Origin of the sequence: Shewanella sp. MBTL60-007 (genome assembly GCF_019654915.1) — a bacterium.
Taxonomy (GTDB): domain Bacteria; phylum Pseudomonadota; class Gammaproteobacteria; order Enterobacterales; family Shewanellaceae; genus Shewanella.
Genome location: NZ_BPET01000011.1, coordinates 24,124 through 50,132 on the forward strand (window position 1 = coordinate 24,124; position 26,009 = coordinate 50,132).

The window sequence follows — 26,009 nt, forward strand, 5'->3', positions numbered from 1 at the left end:
ATGGAACTTAAGAACATGAGTAAATTAAGCAAGTTGACTAAGGCACGTTACCTCTCGAGTATCTTCTCTGTGCTTGTAATGCTTTCATCTATTGGCATTATTTTGGTTAATGGTTTTAATTGGGGCCTAGACTTTACTGGCGGAATTGTTACTGAAGTCAAACTTGATCCCAAGATCAAGGCTGAGCAAATTAGCAAGTTGTTGGCAAAAACATCTGAGCAGGAAGTCAGTGTTATTTCCGCGGGCGAACCTGGTCGTTGGATTTTGCGTTACGCCAAAGTAGACAATGCTGGGACGCAGGATATTAAAACGGTATTGGCGCCTTTGACTGACGATGTTCAAGTGCTCAACTCGAGTATCGTTGGGCCACAAATTGGTCAAGAACTCGCAGAACAGGGCGGCTTGGCGCTACTTGCTGCAATGCTATGTATTTTGGCTTACTTGAGCTTTCGGTTTGAGTGGCGCCTTGCCAGTGGCGCACTACTCGCCCTATTTCACGATGTCATCTTTGTGTTGGCCTTCTTCTCGTTAACTCAGATGGAGTTTAATTTAACGATTCTGGCTGCAGTATTGGCTATTTTGGGTTACTCCTTGAATGACTCTATCGTGATTGCCGATAGGGTTCGAGAAGTTCTGATCGCCAAGCCTAAGATGGCGATTGATGAGATCTGTAGTAGTGCAGTGGAAGCAACTTTCTCGCGTACCATGGTTACCAGCGGTACAACCCTGTTTACCGTTGCAGCCTTATGGATTATGGGCGGCGCACCGTTGCAGGGGTTTTCCATTGCTATGTTTCTTGGCATCATGATTGGAACTATTTCGTCAGTTTCAGTAGGTACTTGCTTACCCGAATTCCTAAAGGTGAGTGCAGAGCATTACATGGTTGAGCCTTTAAGCGAAACACCATAAAAGGCTCATAAAAAAAGAGCCGCTGAATTAACAGCGGCTCTTTTTATTTATCTTGCAACGGCTTCTTAAAGAGGCCTTTGCTAATTACTTTGCCTTAGGCACAGCAATTTTCATTTCTTCAGACTGACGGAACAGTACTAAGACGTGACCGATAAGCTGTACTTTTTCAGCTTGAGTTTCACGTACAATGGCATCTACGATAGCGTTTTTAAGCTCTCTGTCACCAGAGGCTACTTTCACTTTAATCAATTCATGATGAGAAAGTGCATTATCAATTTCAGCCAGTACTCCTTCAGTCAGGCCGTTGCCACCAAGCATCACTACAGGCTTGAGACTGTGCGCTAAGCCTTTTAAGTGCTGTTTTTGTTTGGTTGTTAAGTTCATTTATACCAACTTTATGCTGAGTTACTGTTGAAAACCCGCTATTCTACCCTTATATAGTCTTTGTGTAACTCTCAATTTTGTTGCGGATTTTAAATGTCAGGAAAAAAACGAACAGCCAGTTCATCTCGCTGGATGCAGGAACATTTCGACGATCACTATGTCAAACTGTCGCAAAAGCGCGGTTTAAGGTCGCGTGCGGCCTTTAAGATTGAAGAGATCCAGGAAAAAGATAAACTCATTCGTCCGGGAATGACGGTTGTTGATTTAGGTGCCGCACCGGGTGGCTGGTCCCAAATTGCCGTTAAATTGGCTGGAGACAGTGGTAAAGTTATTGCTTGTGATATCTTACCTATGGACCCGATTGTTGGTGTTGACTTCCTACAGGGTGATTTCCGTGAAGAGAAAGTGCTAGATGCATTGCTCACGCGTGTAGGCGATGCCAAGGTTGATGTTGTATTATCCGATATGGCACCAAACATGAGTGGTTCAGGTGGGGTCGATCAGCCTCGCGCTATGTATTTAGTAGAGCTTGCGTTAGATATGTGTCATCAAGTGTTGGCACCTAATGGTAGCTTTGCTGTTAAAGTCTTTCAGGGGGAGGGCTTTGATGAATATATGAAAGCGGTTAAAGAGGCGTTTAAAACCGTTAAAACACGTAAGCCAGATTCTTCGAGACCACGTTCTCGTGAAGTCTATCTTGTGGCGACAGGTTACAAGTTATAGTAATCTATCGTAAGTACTCTAACATTAGTTTTCGAAAGACTTTAAAAGAGGTCGAGTAATTTGAGTGACATGGCAAAAAATTTAATTCTCTGGGTTGTCATCGCCGTTGTGTTGATGTCAGTTTTTCAGGGCTATTCCCCCTCTTCTTCTACCAAGCAGAAGATGGATTATTCAACCTTTTTAGACGATGTTCGCTCTGGACAGATTAGTACTGTCGAAGTGAAAAGCGATCAGCGTACCATTGAAGGAACAACGACTACAGGCGAGAAGTTTGTCACAATCATGCCGATGCCAGATCTTGATTTAATCAACGATCTAGACCGTAAAGGCATCATGATGAAAGGACAAGAGGCTGAGGAGTCTGGTTTCTTAACCCAGATCTTTATCTCTTGGTTCCCGATGCTACTGCTTATCGGTGTATGGATTTTCTTTATGCGCCAGATGCAAGGCGGGGGCGGTAAAGGCGCAATGTCATTTGGTAAGAGTAAAGCCAAGTTGATGAGCGAAGATCAGATCAAGACGACTTTTGGTGACGTTGCTGGTTGTGACGAAGCGAAAGAAGACGTTAAAGAGCTGGTTGATTACCTAAAAGAGCCGACTAAATTCCAGAAGCTGGGTGGCCGTATTCCAACAGGTGTACTACTTGTTGGCCCACCAGGTACGGGTAAAACTTTGCTTGCTAAGGCGATTGCCGGTGAAGCTAAGGTACCTTTCTTTACTATTTCTGGTTCGGATTTCGTAGAGATGTTCGTCGGTGTTGGTGCATCTCGTGTGCGTGACATGTTCGAGCAAGCGAAGAAATCTGCGCCTTGTATCATCTTTATCGATGAGATCGATGCCGTAGGTCGCCAGCGTGGTGCCGGTGTGGGTGGTGGTCACGATGAGCGTGAACAAACACTTAACCAGATGCTAGTTGAGATGGATGGTTTCGAAGGTAACGAAGGTATTATCGTTATCGCTGCGACTAACCGTCCAGACGTACTTGATGCTGCACTGTTACGTCCAGGCCGTTTCGACCGTCAAGTGGTTGTAGGCTTGCCTGATGTGCGTGGTCGTGAGCAAATTCTTAAAGTTCATATGCGCAAAGTGCCTTTGGCAGATGGCGTTAAGGCAAGTGTCATCGCCCGTGGTACTCCAGGTTTCTCTGGTGCTGACCTTGCGAACCTTGTTAACGAAGCGGCGTTATTCGCGGCTCGTAACAGCCGTCGTGTTGTTGGTATGGAAGAGTTCGAAAGTGCAAAAGACAAGATCATGATGGGCGCAGAGCGTCGTACCATGGTGATGTCGGAAGAAGAGAAAGAGATGACCGCTTACCATGAAGCTGGTCATGCTATCGTCGGTTGTTTGGTGCCTGAGCACGATCCTGTGCATAAGGTAACGATTATTCCACGTGGTCGCGCACTTGGTGTGACCTTCTTCCTGCCAGAAGCTGATGCTATCAGTCAGAGTCGTCGTAAGCTCGAGAGTCAAATCTCAGTTGCCTACGGTGGACGTATCGCAGAAGATTTGATTTACGGTAGCGAGAAAGTATCTACTGGTGCGTCACAAGACATTAAGTATGCCACTTCTATCGCACGTAACATGGTGACCCAGTGGGGCTTCTCTGAGAAGCTGGGTCCTGTACTTTACGCGGAAGATGAAAATGAAGTGTTCTTAGGTCGTAGCATGGGCAAATCTCAGCATATGTCTGATGATACAGCTCGCGTTATCGATGCAGAAGTGAAGATGCTTATCGATGCCAACTACGGCAGAGCCCATACTTTCCTAACTGAAAATATGGACATTCTTCATGCAATGAAAGATGCCTTGATGAAGTACGAGACTATTGACTCTGAGCAGATCGAAGACTTGATGGCTCGTCGTGAAGTGCGTATGCCTGCTGAATGGCAAAAGGATCAGCAGTCTAACGACAGTGACAGCAATAACACTTCATCTGAGAAGAAAGAAGAGATCAAGGAAACTAAAGAAGAGAAGCCAGATGTCAGTGATGCTGACGAATCTCCAGCTAAGTAATCTTTAGTTTGATAAAGAAAACCCCGTCTAGGGGTTTTCTTGTTTACGGAGCTTTATTTTGTCTATATTAACCAGCGGTCAAAACCTGCTTGATTTGAGTTCTCCTGTCGTGATGGGGATCTTAAATGTTACGCCTGATTCCTTCTCTGATGGTGGCGAATATTCATCATTTGAAACAGCCTGCAAGCAAGCCGATTTAATGGTGGCCCAGGGCGCAAAAATCATCGATATCGGTGGTGAGTCTACCCGTCCAGGTGCGAAAGATGTGTCGGTTGATGATGAATTAGCACGTGTGTTGCCTCTAATTGAATATGTTAGCCGTAATCATGATGTGTGGATCTCTATCGACACCAGTAAAGCCGATGTCATGTTGGCAGCGGTTAGAGCCGGCGCTCATTTGATTAATGATGTAAGAGCCTTGCAAGAGCCTGAAGCATTAGAAACCGCCGCAAAGCTCAATGTGCCAGTATGTTTGATGCATATGCAGGGGCAGCCAAGAACCATGCAGGATGCGCCATATTATGATGATGTGGTAAGTGATGTCAGTGCGTTTTTCAGTGAACGAATCGATGCCTGTATTGCTGCAGGAATAAAGCGAGAGCATATTGTGCTAGACCCTGGATTTGGGTTTGGTAAGTCATTAGCTCATAATTATGAATTACTCAATCGGATGGCTGAGTTCTCCACGTTCAATTTACCAGTGCTTGCGGGATTATCCCGTAAGAGCATGTTCGGTCAATTACTTGGACGTGAGGTATCACAAAGATTAAGTGCCACACTTGCTGGTAATATGCTGGCAATACAAGCGGGTGCTCAGATAGTGCGGGTTCATGACGTACAAGAGACCTGTGACATGATAGCGGTGTTAGACGCTGCCAAAAATTTTAAAACTTTAGCTTAGCACAGGGCTTTACAGACCAGCCGTTCAGCTAGGGTTAGTATTTTTTACGGTAGAATCAATGGATTTAGATCTACCTGATTATTGAGTTTGGAGTTCAAGTGAAGCAAAGACAATTTTTCGGAACAGACGGTATTCGTGGCAAGGTAGGGGCAGGTAAGATGACCCCGGAGCTTGCGCTTAAGCTTGGTTGGGCAGCAGGTCGTGTGTTATCTCGTGCTGGTACCCAGAAGGTGATCATAGGCAAAGATACCCGGATCTCGGGTTACCTGTTTGAGTCTGCACTAGAAGCTGGCCTTTCTGCTGCGGGCCTCGATGTGATGCTGATTGGTCCTATGCCAACGCCTGCTGTAGCATACTTAACACGTACATTCCGTGCCGAGGCGGGGATCGTGATCAGTGCTTCCCATAATCCCTATTATGATAACGGCATTAAGTTTTTCGCTAATGACGGTAGCAAGCTCGATGATGACGTCGAACTTGAGATTGAAGCGGAACTCGAAAAGACGTTAACTTGCGTAGAGTCGCACTTGCTAGGTAAAGTTGCCCGTATCGATGACGCCGCTGGTCGTTATATTGAATACTGTAAGAGCCACTTTCCAGCTGAGCAGACCCTTAGCGGACTAAAGATTGTGGTTGACTGTGCCCACGGCGCAACATATCACATCGCTCCAAGTGTATTTAAAGAGCTAGGCGCCGAAGTCATTGCGATTGGTGATAAGCCAAATGGATTGAACATCAACGATAAAGTTGGTGCGACATCTATGGGGCAGATCTGTGAAACGGTATTGGCTGAAAATGCCGATTTAGGTATTGCGCTCGATGGCGATGGTGACCGTATCATGATGGTTAACCGTCATGGCCGAGTCATCGATGGCGATGAAATCCTGTATATTCTTGCTTGCGATGCACAAAAGCGTGGTGTGCTTCGCGGTGGTGTGGTTGGCACCTTGATGTCTAACCTAGGTCTAGATCTTGCACTGCAAGCACTTGATATTCCATTTGTTCGCTCGAAAGTTGGCGACCGTTACGTGATGGAGTTACTCAAAGAGCATGATTGGCGTATCGGCGGTGAAAACTCAGGTCATATCTTGAATTTAGATCATGGTACGACTGGCGATGGTATTGTCGCGGGGATCTTGGTGTTGGCTGCTATGCAGCGCCAAAATGCCACCCTTGAAGAGTTAACTGCGGATATTAAAATGTTGCCGCAAGTGTTAGTTAATGTTCGCTTCGAAGGCGACAGCGATCCGTTAGCTTCTGAAGTCGTTCTCGCTGCGCAAGCTGAAGTAGAGCAAAAGCTAGGCGCGCGTGGTCGAGTATTGCTGCGTAAGTCGGGTACTGAACCACTACTGCGAGTGATGGTTGAAGGTGATGACCAAGTTGCAGTAACTGAATATGCTAATTATATTGCCGATGCAGTACGCAATTTAGTTTAGTAATTAATGGATTAACAACGGTGTTGAAGCTATGTCGCGATTAAATATTCTGCAAATTGATGTTTAATCGTGTCATTGGGATAGTGGTCGCGTAAAAAGTGCGCGTTCTCGCCAAGATTATGAAAAAATAACGCCTTTAGGTATTGTAAGTTCATAAGTGGTTCGCTATTATTCACGCCGCTTTCAAAGGAGACAGTAATGGCACTTAGACGTCCCATGGTTGCTGGTAATTGGAAAATGAACGGCAGTGCGCAATTGGCGCAAGAGCTATTCAAAAAGTTCGCTACCAAGCTCCAAGATGATTCAGTGGAAGTGGTCTTGTGTCCACCTTCTATTTACTTAGAGAGTGTTCGACAGCTACTAGATGAAAATAAAGAGACCTTAAATGGTTGCTTAGTCAGAATGGGAACTCAGAACCTTAGTCAACATGACTTCGGTGCCTATACTGGTGAAATATCTGGTCAGATGTTAAAGGATTCAGGATGTCGATATGTTATTATCGGGCATTCAGAACGTCGCCGTATGTACGGAGAGACGAGTAATATTGTAGCAGAGAAATTTGCTGCCGCTCAGAAGCATGGTTTGACCCCAATATTATGTGTTGGTGAGTCGGGTCCAGCTCGTGAAGCAAGACGCACTTTTGAAGTGATTGCTGAAGAGTTAGATGTGGTCATCGAAAAGAATGGCACCATGGCTTTTGACAACGCGATTATCGCCTACGAGCCGTTATGGGCAGTGGGAACAGGTAAGAGCGCTACGCCAGAGCAGGCTCAAGAAGTTCATGCGTTTATTCGCAAACGCCTCTCTGAAGTATCTCCATTTATCGGAGAAAATATCAGGATTTTGTACGGTGGTAGCGTAACACCGAGTAATGCAGCAGACTTGTTTGCTCAACCTGATGTAGACGGTGGTTTGATTGGCGGTGTAAGCCTTAATGCTACCGAATTTCTCAGTTTATGTACGATAGCGATGAGCGCATAATATGTATGAAGTTCTAATGGTTGTTTACTTGTTGGTTGCGATTGGTCTAGTTGGCCTGATCTTAATCCAGCAAGGTAAAGGTGCTGACATGGGGGCCTCTTTCGGCGCCGGTGCTTCAGGTACTCTGTTCGGTTCATCTGGTTCTGGTAACTTTTTGACTCGTTCAACTGCGATTCTAGCAGTAGCGTTTTTTGCACTAAGCCTTACTATCGGTAACCTAAGTGCGAATCACTCTAAAGCTGAAGGTGCATGGGACGATTTAGGAAGCGATGCAGCTCAAGTTGTAGAACAAGTTCAGCAAGAAGCTGAAAAGTCAGAAGACAAAATCCCTGACTAACTCATAAGGAAACTTATGATGGTATCAATCGACAACGATTGATACCGACTGTAAAACTGCTATTAACCTCTTATACGTAGCAGTTAATTAAATACAGTCAAACCACGGTTTTATGCGGATGTGGTGGAATTGGTAGACACGCCATCTTGAGGGGGTGGTGAGCTATGCTCGTGAGGGTTCAAGTCCCTCCATCCGCACCAAATCCCTGGTTTCGTTAATGACGAAATCGAGGATAATAAAGAGGCTAAAGAGCCCTTTATTATTGCAAGTGACGAGGTTTCTCAATATACTTGCACAAGTTGTCGCGGGGTGGAGCAGTTTGGTAGCTCGTCGGGCTCATAACCCGAAGGTCGTCGGTTCAAATCCGGCCCCCGCAACCAGCTTCCCAGTAAAGAAATTTATTTCTATACTGTTACAGGTTCTGGATATATCAACCTCGTCATTACGGGGTTTTTTGTTATCTGGAACTTATAAAACTGTCACCGAGTGTGACGTGTACTGGGGCTATTAGGCCCTTTTTTGTTTTTCTGGGGGTGTTAACCTTGGCTACATTAGAACGCAAACTGGTAGAGATGCTCAAAGCGCCAGTTGAAGCATTAGGGCATCAGCTTTGGGGTTTGGAATATATTCAAGCAGGCAAGCATTCTATCTTGCGTTTATATATAGACAATGAAAAAGGCATCTTCATCGAAGATTGTGCTGAAACCAGCCGCCAAGTTAGTGCTGTTATGGATGTTGAAGATCCAATCTCCACAGAATACACATTAGAAGTTTCTTCTCCAGGTGTAGATAGACCTCTGTTTACTGCTGAGCAGTACAAGGCCTACATCGGGGAGACCGTAAAAGTACAATTAACGATGCCAGTAGCTGGCAGTCGTAATTTAAAAGGCACCGTTACTGGCGTTGATGGGCAAATGCTTAATCTGTCGGTAGATGGGAACGAACTGATCGTTGCTTTGGATAATATCCGTAAAGGCAACTTAATCGCTAAGTTTTGATGAATTCAAGGTGAACGAGGCAAGACAATGAATAAAGAGATTCTGCTAGTCGCTGAGGCGGTTTCAAATGAGAAAGGTGTACCGCGCGAGAAGATTTTCGAAGCGCTGGAGATTGCACTAGCCACAGCAACCAAGAAAAAATACGAAGGTGATATCGACGTTCGTGTTGCTATTGATCGTAAAACAGGTGCGTATGAAACTTTCCGTCGCTGGATGGTAGTAGAAGACGCTGGTGTTCCATTAGAGAACCCATTCCGTGAAATTACGCTTGAAGCAGCGAAGTTTGATGATCCAGAAGTTGAGCTAGGTGGTTTCATCGAAGATGAGATTGAGTCAGTAGCATTTGACCGCATCACCACTCAAACAGCTAAGCAAGTTATCGTACAAAAAGTACGTGAAGCTGAGCGTGCGCAGGTTGTCGATCAGTTCCGTGACCGTGAAGGTGAATTGATCGTTGGTGTTGTTAAGAAGAGCAACCGTGAAAGCGTTGTTGTTGATCTAGGTAACAATGCCGATGGTGTGCTGTTTAAAGAAGATCTGATTTCACGTGAATCATTCCGTCCTGGCGACCGTGTTCGTGCATTGCTTTACTCTGTGCGTCCTGAAGCGCGTGGTGCACAGCTATTCTTGACTCGTACTAAGCCAGATATGCTGATTGAGCTATTCCGCGTAGAAGTACCTGAAATTCAAGACGAGATGATCGAAATCATGGGCGCAGCTCGTGATCCAGGTTCTCGCGCTAAGATCGCTGTTAAGTCAAACGACCGTCGTATCGATCCTATCGGTGCATGTGTTGGTATGCGTGGCGCTCGTGTACAAGCTGTATCAAACGAGCTTGGTGGTGAGCGTGTCGATATCGTACTTTGGGACGATAACCCAGCACAATACGTGATTAACTGTATGGCTCCTGCTGACGTGGCATCAATCATCGTAGATGAAGACAACCACTCAATGGATATCGCCGTTGAAGCAGACAGCCTAGCTCAAGCAATTGGTCGTAACGGTCAAAACATTCGTCTAGCGACTCAACTATCTGGTTGGGAACTAAACGTAATGACAGTTGATGATATGAAAGCTAAGCATCAGGCTGAAAGCGCTAAAGTGGTGAATCTATTCATCCAAGCACTAGACGTTGATGAAGAGTTTGCACAACTGCTTTCTGATGAAGGCTTTACTTCTCTTGAAGAAGTGGCGTACGTACCAGAATCAGAACTACTAGAAATTGATGGATTCGACGAAGATATCGTTGAGTCATTAAGAGAGCGCGCTAAAGCGGCGATCTCTACTCGCGCACTTGCGACTGAAGAAGCACTTGACGGTGCTGAACCAAGTGAAGAGCTTCTTGCGTTAGAAGGTCTAGATAGACACTTGGCATTCGTAATGGCAAGCAAAGGCGTTATTACGCTTGAAGACTTAGCCGAACAAGGCATTGATGATTTGATCGAAATTGAAGAATTAACAGAAGAAAAAGCAGGTGAGCTAATTATGGCTGCCCGTAATATCTGTTGGTTTGGCGAAGAAGCATAAGTCGATCAACAGAGGGGAGTTTTATAGATGGCAGATACTACAGTAGATAAATTGGCCAAAGAAGTAGGGAAGAGCGCTGAACGCTTGGTCGAGCAGTTTTCACAAGCAGGTATTAAGAAAACTGCAACGGATACCGTTTCTGAATCAGAGAAGCAGCAGCTACTCGATTTTCTTAAGAAGCAGCATGGTGGCGATTCTGCCCCAACGAAAATGACATTACAGCGTAAGTCAGTTTCGACATTGAGCGTTGCAGGTAGCGGCGGTCAATCAAAAGACGTTAAAGTTGAAGTGCGTAAGAAGCGTACTTTCGTTAAGCGTGACGCAGCGGCTGAAGCTGAATTAGCAGCTAAGGCTGAGGCGGAAGCGAAAGCTGCTGCAGAAGCCGAGGCGAAAGCAAAGGCAGAAGCTGAGGCGAAAGCCAAGGCCGAAGCAGAAGCTAAAGCAAAGGCTAAAGCTAAAGCAGAAGCCGAAGCAAAGGCGAAAGCTCAAGTAGCTAAGCCTGTTGTAGAAACTGCAGACGAGAAACAAGCTAAAGCTGAAGAAGCTAAGTTATTAGCAGCACAAGAAGCTGCTGCTAAAGCCAAGGCTGACGAAGAAGCTCGCGCCGCCGCTGAAGAAGCGCGTCGCTTAGCTGAAGAAAACGAGAAGCGTTGGGCTGAAGAAGAGAAAGCCCGTAAAGAAGCTGAGAAGAGTGTTGATCACCACGTGACAACATCTTCTGAAGCGCGTGCGGCTGAAGATACAGCTGACGCAAACGCTGAAAAGCGTGGTCGTCGTACTCGTAAGCCAGCAGCAAAAGCGGGTAACGATGCCAATAGCGGTAGCCCTATGGGTAAAGGTAAAGGTAAGCGCGGTGGTAAAGACAACCGTCGTGATAGCCGTAACCCACGTAACGCTCGTAACAACCGTAGTGTTGCTCCTGAGTCAATGGATCACGCGTTCACTAAGCCTGCAGCAGTAGTTAAAGCTGACGTAAGCATCGGTGAAACGGTTTCTGTTGCAGAGCTTGCTTCTAAGATGTCTATCAAAGCCACTGAAATCATCAAGCAGATGATGAAGATGGGCTCTATGGTGACGATTAACCAAGTACTGGACCAAGAAACTGCTCAGCTTGTTGCTGAAGAGATGGGCCACAAGGTAATTCTAACTCGTGAAAACGAATTAGAGCACCAAGTACTTGCTGACCGTAACGGTGACGTTAAGGTTGAGCCTCGTGCACCAGTTGTTACCATTATGGGTCACGTTGACCATGGTAAGACTTCATTACTTGATTACATTCGCCGTGCGAAAGTTGCTTCAGGTGAAGCGGGTGGTATTACTCAGCACATCGGTGCATACCACGTTGAAACCGACAACGGTATGATCACTTTCTTAGATACCCCTGGTCACGCTGCATTTACAGCAATGCGTGCTCGTGGTGCTAAGGCTACCGATATCGTAATTCTAGTTGTTGCGGCTGACGATGGTGTTATGCCTCAAACAATCGAAGCGATTCAACACGCAAAAGCCGGTGGCGTTCCACTGATTGTTGCTGTGAACAAGATCGATAAGCCAGAAGCAGATCCAGATCGCGTGAAGTCTGAGCTATCTCAGCACGGCGTAATGTCTGAAGATTGGGGCGGAAGCAACATGTTTGTTCACGTTTCAGCTAAGACTGGTCAAGGTATCGATGAGCTACTAGAAGGTATTCTTCTTGAAGCTGAAGTGCTCGAGCTGCAAGCTGTTCGTGAAGGTATGGCTGCGGGTGTTGTTGTTGAATCTAAGCTAGATAAAGGCCGTGGTCCAGTTGCAACAGTACTTGTACAAGAAGGTACCTTGAAGCAAGGCGATATCGTTCTGTGTGGTCTAGAGTACGGTAAAGTCCGTGCAATGAAAGATGAGAACGGTAAGTCTATCACTGAAGCGGGTCCATCTATCCCTGTAGAGATCTTAGGTCTATCGGGTGTGCCATCAGCGGGTGACGAAGCGACCGTTGTACGCGACGAGCGTAAAGCACGTGAAGTTGCACTATACCGTCAAGGTAAGTTCCGTGACGTTAAGTTGGCTCGCCAGCAGAAGTCTAAGCTTGAAAACATGTTTGCCAACATGGTTGAAGGCGAAGTTAAAGAACTTAACTTGGTACTTAAAGCCGACGTTCAAGGTTCACTTGAAGCGATTGCTGATTCACTAGATAAACTATCGACTGACGAAGTTAAAGTGAATATTATTGCTCGCGGTGTAGGTGGTTTAACCGAGACTGATGCAAGCCTAGCTGCAGCGTCTAACGCTATTATGGTCGGCTTTAACGTTCGTGCTGATGCACAGGCGCGTAAAGTTGTAGATAGCGAAAGTGTTGACCTACGTTACTACAGCATCATCTATCAGTTAATTGATGAAGTTCGTGACGCAATGGGTGGTATGCTTGCACCAGAATTCAGACAAGAGATCATTGGTCTTGCTGAAGTTCGTGACGTGTTTAAATCACCTAAGATTGGTGCAATTGCTGGCTGTATGGTTACTGAAGGTACCATTAAGCGTAGCGCACCAATTCGCGTACTACGTGACAACATCGTTATCTACGAAGGTGAGCTTGAATCACTTCGTCGCTTTAAAGATGACGTTAACGAAGTTCGTAACGGCATGGAATGTGGTATCGGTGTGAAGAACTATAATGACGTCAGAGTTGGCGATCAGATTGAAGTCTTCGAGACCGTTGAGATAGCACGTACATTGTAAACCTGTCTCAGTACTTATGGGGGCGGCGTTAGCCGCCCTTACTTTTTGATTAGATGGCAAAATATTATGGCAAAAGAATTTAGTCGTACACGCCGTATTGCACAGCAACTACAGCAAGAGCTAGCGGTTGTGCTTCAGCGTGATATGAAAGACCCACGCATCGGCTTTGTCACTGTTAACGATGTAGACGTTTCTCGCGATTTAAACTACGCAAAAGTTTATGTGACCTTCTTCGAAGAAGATCCAAAGTTAGTCGAGCAGAAAGTCGAGGCACTAGAAGCAGCAGCGGGTTATATCCGCTCACTTGTTGCAGGCCGTATGAAGCTGCGCGTTATGCCTGAGCTACGCTTTATCTATGACAGCTCACTCGTTGAAGGTATGCGTATGTCTAACCTTGTTAGCCGTGTTATCAGTAATGATGAAGCCAAGCAGAAGCAACATGGCATCGAGTCTGATGCAGAGCAAGACAGCAAGGAAGAGGGCGACAAATAATGGCACGTCGTTCTCGCGGCCGTTTTATCGACGGTATTGTACTGTTAGATAAAGACACCGGCATGAGCTCAAACTTTGCTCTACAAAGAGTAAAGCGCTTTTTTAATGCAAATAAAGCAGGTCATACCGGCGCTCTGGATCCGCTAGCTACGGGTATGTTACCTATCTGCTTGGGTGAGGCGACGAAGTTCTCACAGCACTTACTCGATGCTGATAAGCGTTATTTAGTGACGGCTAAGCTTGGTCAACGTACCGATACGAGTGATTCGGACGGTGAAGTTGTTCAAACGAGAGAAGTTAACTTCACTCAAGAGCAGTTAGATGCAGCTCTGGAACATTTTCGCGGTGAGACGATGCAAGTTCCCTCAATGTATTCTGCATTGAAATACCAAGGCCAGCCTTTGTATAAGTATGCCCGCGAAGGAATTGAAGTTCCTCGAGAGGCGCGCCCAATCAATGTGTTTGAGCTTAACTTTATTAGCCTTGAAGGTGATGAGTTAACCTTAGACATTCATTGTTCAAAGGGCACTTATATCCGCACTATCACCGATGATTTAGGTGAGATGTTAGGCTGTGGCGCACATGTCATCATGCTGCGTCGTACTCAGGTTGCGGGCTACCCATACGACAAGATGGTGTCGCTCAAGCAGCTCGAAGAGCTAGTTGCCAAGGCTGAGGCGGAATCATTACCGTTAACAGAGGTGTTAGATCCGCTTCTGTTACCTATGGATACAGCGGTAAGTGGCTTTAAAGAGGTGAATGTCTCTGATGAGCTAGCGACTTACCTGATGAACGGTAATCCAGTTCAGGTGGCTAACCTACCTGTCGATGAATTAGTGCGGATCACCATAGGTGAAGCGCATCAGTTTGTTGGTATTGGTCAAATGAACGATGATGGATTACTGGCTCCTAAGCGCCTTATTGTATTAAGGGAGCAACAAGACTAATTGTGGGGGGGTAATCCGACAATAAGCTTGCTACCTAAAGTCTAAATAGGTAGAATGGCGCGCCCCTTTGGCTGAGTTAGTGATCGGCTAAAGAATTTTAATGAAATATTTTGGAGATAGAAATGTCACTAAGTACTGAAGCAAAAGCACAAATCTTGGCTGAATTCGGCCGTTGTGAAAACGACACTGGTTCTACTGAAGTTCAGGTTGCATTGTTAACTGCACAAATCAACCACCTACAAGGTCACTTCAAAGAGCACATCCATGATCATCATTCACGTCGTGGTCTTTTGCGTATGGTTAGCTCTCGTCGTAAGCTTCTAGCTTACCTAAAGCGTACTGAAAACGTTCGTTACCAAGAACTAATCAAGAAACTAGGTCTACGTCGTTAATTTTAACGTCTGATCTATTAAAAGGAGGCTATGCCTCCTTTTTTTGTGCCTGTTTCATGCTCGTTATTTCTTTCGTGTTCGCCGATGTCTATTGAGCCTGTATGGCTTACGACTATAACCTTGGTGATGCGCTATATCAGCTAATCGTTTCTCGGGCATTAGGGGTTGCAGCGAGATAATTTGCTTCAAAGGACTCTATTGCTAAAGGCTTACTAAAGTAAAAACCTTGGCCTATCTCGCAGCCGCGTTTTTGCAACCATTCGAGTTGCTGCTCATTTTCAATTCCCTCTGCGACAATGCTCAAATCCAGCTGTTTTCCTAACATCAAAATAGTCGATGCTATGGCACTCTCTTGCGGTAGATCAGATACAAAGCCGCGATCGATTTTCATGGTATTTATCGGCAAGCGACGCAGATAAGACAGAGAAGAGTAACCTGTACCAAAATCATCTACTGCGATGCCGAATCCCGCGGCCTTTAATTGATTTAGCTTAATGATTGCACTCTCAATATCATTCATTAAAGACGTTTCAGTTATCTCAATCTCTAATAGTTCTGGCGCTATTTGGTAGCGTAGTGCCGCCTGTTTTATATCCGGTACCAGGCTTGCGTCTTGGAACTGTTGGGAGGAGACGTTAATCGCAATTGGCATGGCAAGGTTATATTTAGCTTTCCACTGCTGAATGGTCTTACAGCTCTGCTCTATTACCCAGCGGCCAATGGGGATGATAATCCCAGTCTCTTCAGCAACAGGAATAAAAGAGGCTGGACTAATAAGGCGGCCGTCCTTTTGCCAACGGATTAACGCTTCACAACCAACCACCTTTCCACTTTTTAGATCGAGTTTTGGCTGAAAGTGTAGTAAAAACTCACTGTTTTCCAGCGCATCATGCAGCGAGGCTTCAGTGCGTAATCGCACGGCAGCACGCTCTGTCATCTGTGGCTTAAAGAAGGCCCATTGATTTGACCCCGCTGCCTTGGCGCTATACATGGCGATATCGGCGTGACGAATGAGATCTTCTGCCCGTAGGCCGTCATCGGGATAAATCGCAATACCAATAGAGGCTGCTGGGTGGACTGTATGCTCATTAAGTTGCATAGGAATATTGAGCTGATTGAGTAATTTATCGACAAGTTCGGCGGCATGGTTAGGCGATTCAATACTATCTGCAAGTACCACAAATTCGTCTCCGCCTAACCTTGCAACAGTTCCAGACTGGCCAACGGCTATTTCTAGGTTACGCGCTATACGTACTAAGAACTGGTCACCTATATCATGCCCAAGCGAGTCATTGACATTCTTAAACCTGTCCAAGTCAATAAACAGCAGAGCAAATCGGCACTCTTGAAGCTTGGCTCTTTGAATGGTTACCGTGATAGTTTCTAGTAGTAGAGTACGATTAGGTAAGCCTGTTAGCGCGTCTCTGGTGGCCATTTTGCGCAACTTATTTTGGGTTGTGTCGAACTGCGCCAAAATTTGGTTAAGCTTTGAGATAACGACACCAAGCTCATCGTTGCTATGGGAGCGAGTTACGGGAAGTAGATTTTTCGCTGGAGACTCAGGATCAATTTTGTCGATAGCCTCGCTTATTTTGGCAATAGGCTGGGTAAGGAAGCGATGAAAAACAACGGAAAGCACTAACGTCAGTAGAAAAGCGCGGGCGAGTGTAGCCCAAAGGCTAAATCTAAGGCTAGAAATTAAAGCGCTTGTGAGTTCCTGAGTATCATAAAACACAGTTAAGGTGCCAATAAGCTCTTTATTTCCATTAGCGTCGGTATAGAAAGGTCGATAAAGGGACCGAGAAACCTCTTTTAGATCGCCAAATAGCTCCGAGCTGACCTTGATGAAAAACTCTGGATTGGTGGCTGGCGCACCATTATTAACTGAGACGAAGCGGCTGCCATCTTCGAGTTCTAACAATGCGGAGCTAACATGTTTGACTTTCAAAATCCCTTGAATGGTTTGAGCGGCGAGTAGGTCATCTAGGGCCCAGATGGCATTTATCGCTGGTTGCTCAAAGGAGTCGATTAGCTCAAGTTGGGTCAGGCTAAGCTCCTCACGTGTATCGGTGACGAGTAGAAAAATTTCAATTAAAAAGATCGCAACAGCAAAAAATAAAGTGGAAGAAACGAGCAAAACTGTTTGCTTCCATGTGAGCGATTTGAAACTCTCCTTCATCAACTCTCTTCCTTTATATCAATGGTTTAGGTTTGTTTCACTCGTTTGTGACCAGCTAAGGTTACCTTCGCTATTGACGAGTTGATCCACTTTAGAGAAAAGATTGTGCTTTGTCATCAATCTATTCTCTTTATCTATTGAATAAACTTGCAGTATACTTACGCGCGTAATTAAGGTAATTAAATATTAAGGAATGGTTCACGTGAATCCAATCGTAAAGAGTTTTGAATATGGTCAGCATACGGTCACTCTAGAGACCGGTGTTATTGCGCGTCAAGCAGATGCTGCTGTTTTGGCAAGTATGGGTGATACAACGGTATTGGTTACTGTTGTTGGCAAGAAAGCTGAAGAGCCAGGCCGTGACTTTTTCCCGCTAACCGTTAATTACCAGGAAAAAACATACGCAGCAGGTAAGATCCCAGGTGGATTCTTTAAGCGTGAAGGTCGTCCATCTGAAGGCGAAACCTTAACTGCACGTCTAATCGACCGTCCAATCCGTCCACTATTCCCGAACGGTTTCAAGAACGAAGTTCAGGTTATCATTACAGTTGTTTCTGTTGACCCTGAAATCAGCCCAGAAGTTATCTCTATGATTGGTACTTCTGCTGCACTATCTATTTCTGGTATTCCATTTAATGGTCCACTAGGTTCAGCTCGTGTTGGCTATGTAAATGGCGAATATATCCTTAACCCAACTGTTACGCAGCTTGTTGATAGCCAGTTAGAGCTATCTGTTGCAGGTACTGAAAGCGCTGTACTTATGGTTGAGTCTGAAGCAAACGCACTGCCTGAAGAAGTTATGCTAGGTGCGGTTGTTTATGGTCATGAACAGCAACAAGTTGTTATTCAAGCAATTAAAGAGCTACAAGCTGAAGTTAACAAGCCTGTATGGGACTGGTCAGCACCAGCACAAGACGAAGAGCTTGTCGCTAAGATCAAAGAGTTGGCAGAAGCTGGTCTAACTGAAGCTTACCAAATTGAAGTTAAGCAAGATCGTTACGCTCAAGTTGGCGTTGTTAAGTCAGCAGCTAAAGAAGCAATTCTGGCTGAAAACCCAGATGCGGATACGCGTGAAATTGACGGCCTACTTGGTAGCTTAGAGAAGAAAGTGGTTCGTAGCCGAATCATCGCTGGTAACCCTCGTATCGATGGCCGTGAACCAGATATGGTTCGTGCACTTAACGTGATGGCTGGCGTACTTCCACGTACTCACGGTAGCTCACTATTTACTCGTGGTGAAACTCAGGCGTTAGTAACTTGTACACTTGGTACAGAGCGTGACGCGCAGAAGATCGATAGCATCATGGGCGAGCAAACTAGCCGCTTTATGTTGCACTACAACTTCCCTCCATATTCTGTTGGTGAAACGGGTATGGTTGGTTCGCCAAAGCGTCGTGAAATTGGTCACGGTAAGCTAGCATGGCGTGGTATCAACGCTGTTATGCCGACAGCTGAAGAGTTCCCATACAGCGTTCGTGTTGTATCTGAGATCACTGAATCTAACGGTTCAAGCTCTATGGCGTCAGTTTGTGGTACTTCTCTAGCACTTATGGATGCTGGTGTACCAATTAAGACTTCTGTTGCTGGTATTGCAATGGGTCTAGTTAAGGAAGGCGATGATTTCGTAGTTCTTTCTGACATCCTAGGCGATGAAGATCACCTTGGTGACATGGACTTTAAAGTAGCGGGTACTCGCGACGGTATTACTGCTCTGCAGATGGATATCAAGATCGAAGGTATCACTAAAGAGATCATGCAGATCGCATTAAAGCAAGCTTATGGTGCGCGTGTTCATATCCTAAATGTTATGGATCAAGCTATCTCTGGTCACCGTGAAGATATTTCTGACCACGCTCCACGTATCACGACTCTTAAGATCAACCCAGAGAAGATCCGTGATGTTATCGGTAAAGGTGGTGCTACTATTCGTGCACTAACTGAAGAAACTGGTACTACGATTGAGCTTGAAGATGACGGTACAGTGAAGATTGCTTCTGCAAATGGTGAAGCGACTAAAGAAGCTATCCGTCGTATCGAAGAGATCACTGCTGAAGTTGAAGTTGGCTCTGTATACAACGGTAAAGTCGTTCGTATCGTTGACTTCGGTGCATTCGTAACGATTCTTCCTGGTAAAGATGGTCTAGTACACATTTCTCAAATCGCTGAAGAGCGCGTTGCGAACGTGTCTGACTACCTAGAAGTAGGTCAAGAAGTTAAAGTTAAGGTGATGGAAGTTGACCGCCAAGGCCGTGTACGTCTTTCTATGAAAGAAGCGACACCTAAAGCCGAAGCGCCTGCAGCTGAGTAAGCACCAGCACTTTACTAAAGAGGAGGCCTTTGGCCTCCTTTTTTTATGCGTACAAATTAAAGTTGATCAATTAATCTTCGCTAATTTGATTATTTTCAATTCCTTGATAGCAGTCGTGATAAGGGGTTGCTATGATTGGTGCTATTGGCGAACTCAAAAGGTTAAATGGATGAATCAAAAGATACGAGCTGCCGTGGTAGTGGCTGTGGCAAGTGTAAGTATGCTGTTGACAGGATGTGTGTCCACTCAGTCCGATAGTGAACAACAAACATCGATAAGGGTTGCCCCTGTTTCGCCCGATTATAAATTGGAAATTACCTTAGCTAAGTTGAATGAAATTTTGGCTTCAGTGGAGTTAACACCTGAGCAGCGTGCGCGTTTTCATTACGACCGCGGTGTTATCTATGATCGTGTCGGCCTGCGTATATTGAGTCGTATCGATTTTCACCAAGCATTAAAGTTGCAGCCTAACTTAGCTGATGCTTATAACTTTCTTGGGATCTATTACACTCAGGAAAGTGAGTTTGAAAGCGCCTATGAAGCATTCGATGCTGTATTAGAGCTATCACCTGATTACGACTATGCCTACTTGAACCGCGGGATTTCACTCTATTATGGTGAGCGTATGGAGCTTGCCGTATCGGATATGAATGCCTTTTACAACCGAGACCCATCTGATGGATATAGAGTATTGTGGCTCTATTTAGCAGAGCGTGAAATTGACGAGCAAGCTGCACAGCTGAAGCTGGCTGAAAACCGTCAGAATTTACAGGCTAATGTATGGTCTACGGCTTTAGTCGATTTTTACTTAGGGAAAAAGACTAAGGAAGAGATATTCAAACTCGCGAAAGAGGGGCTAAAGCACCCTAATGAATATGCTGAGCGCCTTTGTGAAGCCTACTTCTATATGGCAAAGATTGCGCAAAAACGGGGTGATAATGCCGAGGCGGCTAATTACTTTAGATTAGCATTGGCGACAAATATCTATGATTTTGTTGAGCATCGTTACGCGAGGCTTGAGCTTGCTAAAACCAATGAAGCTTTAAATATGGCTACAAACTAAAGTTAATCAACGCGCATTAAAGCCTCCCTTCGGAGGCTTTTTTATTCGCTGGCTTTACAAATAGATGCCGATGCACCCGATGTGGTAGCTAAAACGTAGGTGAGCGGCTATAATTGCGGCCTTTGTGAACTCCCAGAATTACAGGTAAACATGTCAGGCTATAAAGTTGAGGTCGACAAACGTCGCACTTTTGCCATCATCTCGCACCCTGATGCCGCCCAGCCTTTCAACGCTTAAAACCACCTTTCATTGCACACCACAATCACATCTCTACGTACTGAATTTAAAGGCTTTTTGTCTTTTTCTCGTTTCTTTGCTTTTCAATGATGTTCAAGCGTAACCTCGGAAAGTGTGTACAAACTTGAGTACAAATTCCGTTTTAAAGGCCTTTGGCGAAAATTCCATGACACAAATCTGGCTGTAGGCCTTGTGGTTACTGGGTTTGATGAAGAAAGTACCTCCTGCTTTTGATACTTTGGTTTCGACATTACAAAAGCGGAATAAATGCGATCATCTCTAGTTTTTTGTTTATAAGCTTATGAATTTAAAGGGTTCGTCATTGTGTTTTTTGGTGTGTCATCGTTGCGAGTGTACAAACAGTGTGTACAAATTTTTCTCGTTAGGCGTGTTGATTGCTCTTCATGACACAAACCGCCTTGTAGCCCTTGTTATTCATAGTTTTGAGCTGAAAAGTACCTAATAGCAACATTTGTGTTTTGATAAGGCTGATCTTCTGAACAAATCATGCATCTTTCTGACCATCAACAAGTGATGAATCAGGCGATGATAGCTTTACATTGATTTTCAGGAGAATGCAGATGACAGCAGTAGCGCACCAGGTAACCCCTTTTCTAACATCTTACGAAGTGATGGCTCGTTACCACATAAGCTATACGACGCTCTGGCGAAGAATAAAAGATGGCAGCTTGCCGCAACCTCGTATCAACCGAAATACACGAAACAAGCTTTGGCACATTGAAGACCTAGAAGAGTATGAGAAGAAAGAGGACTGAGCCTCTTTCTTTTATTGTCCGAAACGCCAGTTGAACGGAAAGCCTGTCGGCTCGATGATGGTCTCTAGCTGTTGATACCAAACGTCGTAAGCATGACGCATTTCATCCAGGTACTGATATTGGTTGTAGATAGCATCCAACCCTTTTTTGCTGTGGCCAATCATCAACTCGGCAACTTCTTGCGTGGTGATGGCTGACATTCGCGTTCGCATCGTTCTGCGAAGATCATGCATAGACCAGTGTTCCATCTCAATACCAAGCGACCTGCGAGCCCAGATTTTCACATTGTTAGGAATAGTGGTATCAAAGCCATTTGTGGCAAGCTCTTCTTGTCCGTTAGCGGGAAACACGTAAGTTGATTTACTCATCTGCATCGCCAGTTCAATCAGCTCAATAGCAGGCCTAATCAATGGCCGCATGATTGGCGCTCCAATTTTCTCACCTTGTTTGCGGATCTCTATAGGCACTGTCCACATTGCTGATTGCAAATCAAAGTGATGCTTTTCAGCTTGAATGAGTTCGCCCTTGCGACCGCCCAATAGCAGAAGCAGCTTTATGTAGATGCGATTCTTCTCAGTGATTTTTGACTCATGCAAATAGCGCCAAAGTATCCTGATCTCGTTGTCATTTAGCACCCGAGTTCGTTTGCCTTTCTTACCGCCAACCTTTTTTGCTGTGATCCCAGCAGCAGCGTTAATTTCCAAGATTTGTTCATCAATCAGCCAGTCATAGAACTTATGCAGTACAGACACTAGGCGCTCTGTGTTTGACGGAGACGATTCCGAAACCTCACGAAGACAGTTTCTTAAGGACAATTCATTGATGTCAGTTAATGGATACTTGCCAAGTCGGGGCAGCAAATATATTTCACTGCTACGTTTTTGGAAGTGCCACGTTTTCTCCTTTAGTCCTTGCTTACCGGCAGAGTCTATCCAGTCTCGAAAAATCGATTCGAAGCTTTGGTTGGCAGAATACTTAGCCCGTTCCTGCTGTAGGTAGAGCTTAGGGTTTCGGCCTTGATCAAGTACTGCCCTTAACCTATCCAGCTCATTCCTGGCTTCAGCAAGCTTCATAAGTGGGTAAGTACCTATGTCTACCCGCTGTTGCTTGCCATCGAAACGATAACGAAACTGAAAAACAATTTTGCCCTTGGGCGATACCCGAGCACTTAGCCCATCTCGGTCGGCTTTTACTACGGTTTCTTTTGCTTCTTTATTTAACCTGGCATCGAGCCAGCTAACTGATAACGCCATGTTATAAGCCCAGCCCTAGTTTTGATTTTAATGATTGTTTACGTGATTCTGCTTTGGGTTCTGGCGCTGTACTCATAGAAGTCACTTCACCATCTGGTGCAAAGCCATCCACCGGTACAGATGTCGAGGATAGATTGGGTTGGCTCATGTGAATTAACCCAAAGGTGGCCAGCATTCGCAGACGCTCAGCGCGTTCCCGTGGCGGCGTCTTTTCTAATTCTTTGAGTAGTTCAGGGTGGCTCCCTGGGGGAATGTTGACGACAACTCTCATGATCAGGCTCCATAAAACCAGAAGCCTCGGACGTTCGCCAAAACAGACTGTTCCGGCACGATGATCTTGCTTCGTGAAAAAATCTCCTTGGCCGCTTCCTTATAAGCCAAAGCTCCACCTCCGGCGATCAATACCAAGTCCGCATTAATGCTTTCGTCACGCATAGATTGGCGCATGGCTGTAAGAGCAACAGGCGCTACCTTTTTCATGGCGGCATTCAGATAAGGTGAAATATCGACTTTTTCACCAAATAGCAGCACCTGTAAGTCGCCGGTTCTCATGGCTTTTTCAAGTCGATCCATACCCACTTTGGCACCGTGATCTTCCGAAATCAGCTTATCAATCGTTTCCAGTAGCACGGACATTGCCTGAAGACTGGTTCCTGATGAGCTGTAGCGAATTTCTCCGGCCTCAAGGGCAACCCAGTCAACAGAAAAAAAGCCGGGATCTATGACGACGACGCGACCTTCTTCAATCAAGCCCAAATCTCCACCTGTTTGAACCAGATCCATATAGGCACCGGCAGGCTGCGGCAGCACTTTGACGTCATGAACGGTGATGCTGCGCTTAGGCGTCACTTGATGGACACCTTTTAAACGCTGCACAAGGTCAGACTTACGTTGTGGTTCATGAAACTGGGAAACCGGTAATCCAGTGACAACCAAATCGATGGATTCTGTTTCAGCCATTAACAAGGCGGCATGAAAAAGTGCCTTATAGGTTTTTGTGGTGGGATATTCCGGGTGAAGCTCTCGTTCCCAGCCTTGAAGGCGTCCAGCAGGCACACCAGCGGCCCAGCGCTCATTATCGACAGACACATACAAACAAGTTTCATCATCGCCTCCACCGATACGCTCCGGCATACGATCCGCTGGACCGGCACCCGCAGGTAGAATAATGGTTTTCGGTTCACTGCCTGATTGGCCAATTGCCAGCTTCAGGTTTGAGTAACCGATATCTACGCCTAGTACAAACATACTTATCTCCTGTGCACTCAAAGTGCTCTAACGGTTTTCAATCAACCGCACTGGCCATGCTTGGGCTATTCCAAGTGCTCTGGCGGTTCACTCAAATGTCATTATCAGGATTCGGTGCACTGGCGGTGGGTAGAAAGGTGACAAATCCTTTCATCTATCTGCCTATTGCATTTTCGCAAAAGTATGAGAATAGGCTCTGTTTGGCGGCGGATGACTGAGCCAAAAAAATCGAGACGCCAAACGTCGTTTGCATTCTGGCCTGAACTCGCCAAACGGTTTGTATCTTCATGGCGATACGTCTTTTTAGGCGTTTTTAAGTGAAATCGGTCTGTATCCCTTGTCAGGTATGGGATTGCGCGAGTTGATTTATATCGAGACGCCAAACAGTGATTGTTACGGCAGTTTTACGTTTGGCGTTTCGACCCAAAAGCCAAACGGATAGTGGTTTTGGCTTTTGGGGTTAATTGGATGGGGAAATTGGTTTGGTAGAAATCGTCAATGAACAATGGAAAGCAGAGGTATCAGATTTACTTCAGCAAGAAACGGACAGGCTAAAAGCGCTGGCACGAGCCGAAGTTGATGACTTTTGGGTTACCCATTACAAGGTTCGAGAGAATGAGCCCTTTAAAGACTGGGGTCTGCTTGGTGTCCGTATCAGAGACTTTAAGTATGGCTTTGGCATAGAGTGGTACATCAACAGTTTTCACGGTCAACGAGGCAAACGCGTGGTCTTTAGCAAGGGGCTGCGTATCTCAAAGACGAAGCTGAGATACTCATTTTTGGACTGCCAAGGTTTGGCCAAAGAATGGGAGTTAGCGCTGGCCATAGAGAAAGAAGAATTTTTCAGTGATATTCGACGCAAAGTTGATAAGCTCAACATGCTGCGTCGCAGAGTGAATGCCTATTGAGTTAACTGCGCTACTTCACTCGCGGCAACTGGTCCCAGCGTGTTGTGTAGGCGGGAGACAAATGCTCTCGCTTCATCGACCAATCTTTCTTCGTACCTTGTCCACCAAAGAAAACCTTTCCGGCACCGCTTTGATTAATGGTGTCCAATACTGACATTAACTGCTGGCTATTAGAGCGGGTCGATACGTCATCGAATAATCCTGGCTGAAACATGCCAGGATCGTAAAAGTCAGACAGCATGACGCCCGCTTTGGCATAACGAAAGCCATCTTTCCATATCCGCTTGAGTAAGTGATTGGCCAGCTCAATAAAATCCCGCGTATCACAACTGGGTATCAACAGCTCGCCCGATGTCGAGTTACTGTACTGCGGCTCGTTGTCCTTAAAGGGGCTGGTACGTATAAACACGGTCAGCACTTTGGCTTGCTGCTGTTCTTTGCGAAGCTTCTCAGTGGCGCGGGTTGCGTATTCGCAGACGGCTTCACGTAACAATTCAAAGTGCGTTACTTTTACGCCAAATGAACGGCTACAGACAATTTGTTTCTTAGTTGGTGGGATCTCTTCAAGTTCAATGCACGACTCACCATTGAGCTCTCTGACGGTTCTCTCTAAAACCACTGAAAACTGGTCTCTGATGGCTCTAGGAGAGGCATTGGCTAGGTCTAAGGCTGTGGTGATACCCAACGCATTTAAACGCTTAGAAAGCCGTCTACCAACGCCCCAAACATCATCAACCGGGACTAATGCGAGCAATCGACGTTGCCGATCTGGATTGGTCAGGTCTACAACCCCCTGAGTGGCTGGATACTTTTTGGCGGCATGGTTTGCCAGCTTGGCGAGTGTTTTTGTCGGTGCAATGCCTACACAGACGGTGATCCCAATCCAGTGGCCTATTCGCTCTCGCACTTGTTGTCCGAACTCGACAAGGGATATGGCTGACTCTATACCGGTTAAATCCAAAAACGCTTCGTCAATGGAGTAAACCTCTACTCGTGGTGCCATCTCCTCCAAAGTGCGCATCACTCGACTGCTTAAATCTGCATACAGCGCATAGTTAGACGAGAATGCCAAAATGCCATGGCGCTGCATTTCAGCTTTGATTTGAAAGACGGGTACGCCCATTTTAATACCGAGTAACTTAGCTTCACGCGAGCGTGCAACCACGCAGCCGTCGTTATTGGACAGCACCACAACCGGCGTATCTTTTAAATCAGGACGAAACAGCTTCTCACAACTGGCGTAAAAGTTGTTGCAGTCCACCAAGGCAAATACAGGCATGGG

The 26,009-nt window shown here is 45.7% G+C and carries 23 protein-coding genes and 2 tRNA genes; 19 read left to right on the top strand and 6 right to left on the bottom strand.

Features of this window, described 5'->3' with window-relative positions; all coding sequences use genetic code 11:
* Window positions 1-909, top strand: coding sequence for a protein translocase subunit SecF (gene secF / locus K5Q92_RS05505; protein WP_220768056.1), 909 nt, complete (start codon window positions 1-3; stop codon window positions 907-909).
* A gap of 84 nt (window positions 910-993) precedes the next feature.
* On the opposite strand, the gene yhbY is transcribed toward secF, so the two are convergent.
* Complete coding sequence (gene yhbY / locus K5Q92_RS05510; RefSeq protein ID WP_202721862.1) at window positions 994-1,293, bottom strand: ribosome assembly RNA-binding protein YhbY; 300 nt, start codon at window positions 1,291-1,293, stop codon at window positions 994-996.
* Between the two features lie 93 nt (window positions 1,294-1,386).
* Between yhbY and rlmE the strand changes: the two genes are divergently transcribed.
* From rlmE to rpsO, 14 genes are all read left to right on the top strand, one after another.
* Window positions 1,387-2,016, top strand: coding sequence for a 23S rRNA (uridine(2552)-2'-O)-methyltransferase RlmE (rlmE, locus tag K5Q92_RS05515; protein WP_202721861.1), 630 nt, complete (start codon window positions 1,387-1,389; stop codon window positions 2,014-2,016).
* A 69-nt stretch (window positions 2,017-2,085) separates the two neighbouring features.
* Window positions 2,086-4,029, top strand: a complete 1,944-nt coding sequence (ftsH, locus tag K5Q92_RS05520) for an ATP-dependent zinc metalloprotease FtsH (protein ID WP_220768057.1) — start codon at window positions 2,086-2,088, stop codon at window positions 4,027-4,029.
* Window positions 4,030-4,087: 58 nt separating this feature from the next.
* Window positions 4,088-4,930: a dihydropteroate synthase gene (folP, locus tag K5Q92_RS05525; protein ID WP_374758440.1), complete on the top strand. Its 843-nt coding sequence runs from the start codon at window positions 4,088-4,090 to the stop codon at window positions 4,928-4,930.
* A 98-nt stretch (window positions 4,931-5,028) separates the two neighbouring features.
* Entirely contained in the window at window positions 5,029-6,366 is a 1,338-nt protein-coding gene (gene glmM / locus K5Q92_RS05530) for a phosphoglucosamine mutase (protein WP_220768058.1), read from the top strand.
* A 198-nt stretch (window positions 6,367-6,564) separates the two neighbouring features.
* Complete coding sequence (gene tpiA, locus K5Q92_RS05535) at window positions 6,565-7,347, top strand: triose-phosphate isomerase (protein WP_202721857.1); 783 nt, start codon at window positions 6,565-6,567, stop codon at window positions 7,345-7,347.
* 1 nt (window position 7,348) lies between these two features.
* Window positions 7,349-7,684, top strand: a complete 336-nt coding sequence (gene secG / locus K5Q92_RS05540) for a preprotein translocase subunit SecG (protein WP_220761661.1) — start codon at window positions 7,349-7,351, stop codon at window positions 7,682-7,684.
* Between the two features lie 114 nt (window positions 7,685-7,798).
* A tRNA-Leu gene (locus K5Q92_RS05545) sits at window positions 7,799-7,884 on the top strand.
* 103 nt (window positions 7,885-7,987) lie between these two features.
* A tRNA-Met gene (locus K5Q92_RS05550) sits at window positions 7,988-8,064 on the top strand.
* A 162-nt stretch (window positions 8,065-8,226) separates the two neighbouring features.
* A complete protein-coding gene (gene rimP, locus K5Q92_RS05555) occupies window positions 8,227-8,682 on the top strand; it encodes a ribosome maturation factor RimP (RefSeq protein ID WP_202721855.1) in 456 nt (151 codons plus the stop codon).
* Window positions 8,683-8,709: 27 nt separating this feature from the next.
* Window positions 8,710-10,209: a transcription termination factor NusA gene (gene nusA, locus K5Q92_RS05560; RefSeq protein ID WP_220768059.1), complete on the top strand. Its 1,500-nt coding sequence runs from the start codon at window positions 8,710-8,712 to the stop codon at window positions 10,207-10,209.
* Window positions 10,210-10,236: 27 nt separating this feature from the next.
* Window positions 10,237-12,924, top strand: a complete 2,688-nt coding sequence (infB, locus tag K5Q92_RS05565; protein WP_220768060.1) for a translation initiation factor IF-2 — start codon at window positions 10,237-10,239, stop codon at window positions 12,922-12,924.
* A gap of 66 nt (window positions 12,925-12,990) precedes the next feature.
* A complete protein-coding gene (rbfA, locus tag K5Q92_RS05570) occupies window positions 12,991-13,416 on the top strand; it encodes a 30S ribosome-binding factor RbfA (RefSeq protein WP_220768061.1) in 426 nt (141 codons plus the stop codon).
* Complete coding sequence (gene truB / locus K5Q92_RS05575; protein WP_220768062.1) at window positions 13,416-14,363, top strand: tRNA pseudouridine(55) synthase TruB; 948 nt, start codon at window positions 13,416-13,418, stop codon at window positions 14,361-14,363. Before rbfA ends, truB begins: the two co-directional genes overlap by 1 nt.
* A gap of 122 nt (window positions 14,364-14,485) precedes the next feature.
* Complete coding sequence (gene rpsO, locus K5Q92_RS05580; RefSeq protein ID WP_220768063.1) at window positions 14,486-14,755, top strand: 30S ribosomal protein S15; 270 nt, start codon at window positions 14,486-14,488, stop codon at window positions 14,753-14,755.
* Window positions 14,756-14,891: 136 nt separating this feature from the next.
* On the opposite strand, the gene K5Q92_RS05585 is transcribed toward rpsO, so the two are convergent.
* Window positions 14,892-16,934 (bottom strand): bifunctional diguanylate cyclase/phosphodiesterase, encoded by a 2,043-nt coding sequence (locus tag K5Q92_RS05585; RefSeq protein ID WP_220768064.1) that lies wholly within the window; start codon window positions 16,932-16,934, stop codon window positions 14,892-14,894.
* A 202-nt stretch (window positions 16,935-17,136) separates the two neighbouring features.
* On the opposite strand from K5Q92_RS05585, the gene pnp reads away from it, so the two are divergent.
* From pnp to K5Q92_RS24450, 3 genes are all read left to right on the top strand, one after another.
* Entirely contained in the window at window positions 17,137-19,242 is a 2,106-nt protein-coding gene (pnp, locus tag K5Q92_RS05590) for a polyribonucleotide nucleotidyltransferase (protein WP_220768065.1), read from the top strand.
* 169 nt (window positions 19,243-19,411) lie between these two features.
* Complete coding sequence (gene nlpI / locus K5Q92_RS05595; protein WP_220768066.1) at window positions 19,412-20,305, top strand: lipoprotein NlpI; 894 nt, start codon at window positions 19,412-19,414, stop codon at window positions 20,303-20,305.
* 818 nt (window positions 20,306-21,123) lie between these two features.
* A complete protein-coding gene (locus K5Q92_RS24450; protein WP_000127614.1) occupies window positions 21,124-21,318 on the top strand; it encodes an AlpA family transcriptional regulator in 195 nt (64 codons plus the stop codon).
* An 11-nt stretch (window positions 21,319-21,329) separates the two neighbouring features.
* Here K5Q92_RS24450 and K5Q92_RS05600 read toward each other — a convergent pair whose 3' ends face one another.
* The 3 genes from K5Q92_RS05600 to K5Q92_RS05610 are packed head-to-tail and all read right to left on the bottom strand — an operon-like array spanning window position 21,330 to window position 23,819.
* Entirely contained in the window at window positions 21,330-22,571 is a 1,242-nt protein-coding gene (locus tag K5Q92_RS05600; RefSeq protein ID WP_220768067.1) for an integrase family protein, read from the bottom strand.
* A gap of 1 nt (window position 22,572) precedes the next feature.
* On the bottom strand, window positions 22,573-22,842 hold the full coding sequence (locus K5Q92_RS05605) for a hypothetical protein (RefSeq protein ID WP_220768083.1): 270 nt from the start codon (window positions 22,840-22,842) through the stop codon (window positions 22,573-22,575).
* 2 nt (window positions 22,843-22,844) lie between these two features.
* The gene (locus tag K5Q92_RS05610) at window positions 22,845-23,819 is read right to left on the bottom strand and encodes a ParM/StbA family protein (protein WP_000497807.1); all 975 of its coding nucleotides are present in this window, start codon (window positions 23,817-23,819) and stop codon (window positions 22,845-22,847) included.
* Between the two features lie 464 nt (window positions 23,820-24,283).
* Between K5Q92_RS05610 and mobI the strand changes: the two genes are divergently transcribed.
* Window positions 24,284-24,727 carry a conjugative transfer protein MobI(A/C) gene (gene mobI, locus K5Q92_RS05615; protein ID WP_220768068.1) on the top strand — a complete coding sequence of 148 codons (444 nt, stop codon included), beginning with the start codon at window positions 24,284-24,286 and terminating at the stop codon, window positions 24,725-24,727.
* A 10-nt stretch (window positions 24,728-24,737) separates the two neighbouring features.
* Here mobI and umuC read toward each other — a convergent pair whose 3' ends face one another.
* A complete protein-coding gene (gene umuC, locus K5Q92_RS05620) occupies window positions 24,738-26,006 on the bottom strand; it encodes a translesion error-prone DNA polymerase V subunit UmuC (RefSeq protein ID WP_220768082.1) in 1,269 nt (422 codons plus the stop codon).
* Between the last annotated feature and the right edge of the window lie 3 nt (window positions 26,007-26,009).

Excerpts from the sequence above, each read along its gene's own strand:
- rpsO (WP_220768063.1), top strand. The coding sequence starts at position 14,486 with ATGTCACTAAGTACTGAAGCAAAAGCACAAATCTTGGCTGAATTCGGC.
- truB (WP_220768062.1), top strand. The coding sequence starts at position 13,416 with ATGGCACGTCGTTCTCGCGGCCGTTTTATCGACGGTATTGTACTGTTA.
- K5Q92_RS24450 (WP_000127614.1), top strand. The coding sequence starts at position 21,124 with ATGACAGCAGTAGCGCACCAGGTAACCCCTTTTCTAACATCTTACGAA.
- K5Q92_RS05610 (WP_000497807.1), bottom strand. The coding sequence starts at position 23,819 with ATGTTTGTACTAGGCGTAGATATCGGTTACTCAAACCTGAAGCTGGCA.
- secF (WP_220768056.1), top strand. The coding sequence starts at position 1 with ATGGAACTTAAGAACATGAGTAAATTAAGCAAGTTGACTAAGGCACGT.
- nusA (WP_220768059.1), top strand. The coding sequence starts at position 8,710 with ATGAATAAAGAGATTCTGCTAGTCGCTGAGGCGGTTTCAAATGAGAAA.
- K5Q92_RS05585 (WP_220768064.1), bottom strand. The coding sequence starts at position 16,934 with ATGAAGGAGAGTTTCAAATCGCTCACATGGAAGCAAACAGTTTTGCTC.
- yhbY (WP_202721862.1), bottom strand. The coding sequence starts at position 1,293 with ATGAACTTAACAACCAAACAAAAACAGCACTTAAAAGGCTTAGCGCAC.
- K5Q92_RS05600 (WP_220768067.1), bottom strand. The coding sequence starts at position 22,571 with ATGGCGTTATCAGTTAGCTGGCTCGATGCCAGGTTAAATAAAGAAGCA.
- ftsH (WP_220768057.1), top strand. The coding sequence starts at position 2,086 with ATGGCAAAAAATTTAATTCTCTGGGTTGTCATCGCCGTTGTGTTGATG.
- infB (WP_220768060.1), top strand. The coding sequence starts at position 10,237 with ATGGCAGATACTACAGTAGATAAATTGGCCAAAGAAGTAGGGAAGAGC.
- K5Q92_RS05605 (WP_220768083.1), bottom strand. The coding sequence starts at position 22,842 with ATGAGAGTTGTCGTCAACATTCCCCCAGGGAGCCACCCTGAACTACTC.
- rbfA (WP_220768061.1), top strand. The coding sequence starts at position 12,991 with ATGGCAAAAGAATTTAGTCGTACACGCCGTATTGCACAGCAACTACAG.
- rlmE (WP_202721861.1), top strand. The coding sequence starts at position 1,387 with ATGTCAGGAAAAAAACGAACAGCCAGTTCATCTCGCTGGATGCAGGAA.
- umuC (WP_220768082.1), bottom strand. The coding sequence starts at position 26,006 with ATGCCTGTATTTGCCTTGGTGGACTGCAACAACTTTTACGCCAGTTGT.
- nlpI (WP_220768066.1), top strand. The coding sequence starts at position 19,412 with ATGAATCAAAAGATACGAGCTGCCGTGGTAGTGGCTGTGGCAAGTGTA.
- tpiA (WP_202721857.1), top strand. The coding sequence starts at position 6,565 with ATGGCACTTAGACGTCCCATGGTTGCTGGTAATTGGAAAATGAACGGC.
- secG (WP_220761661.1), top strand. The coding sequence starts at position 7,349 with ATGTATGAAGTTCTAATGGTTGTTTACTTGTTGGTTGCGATTGGTCTA.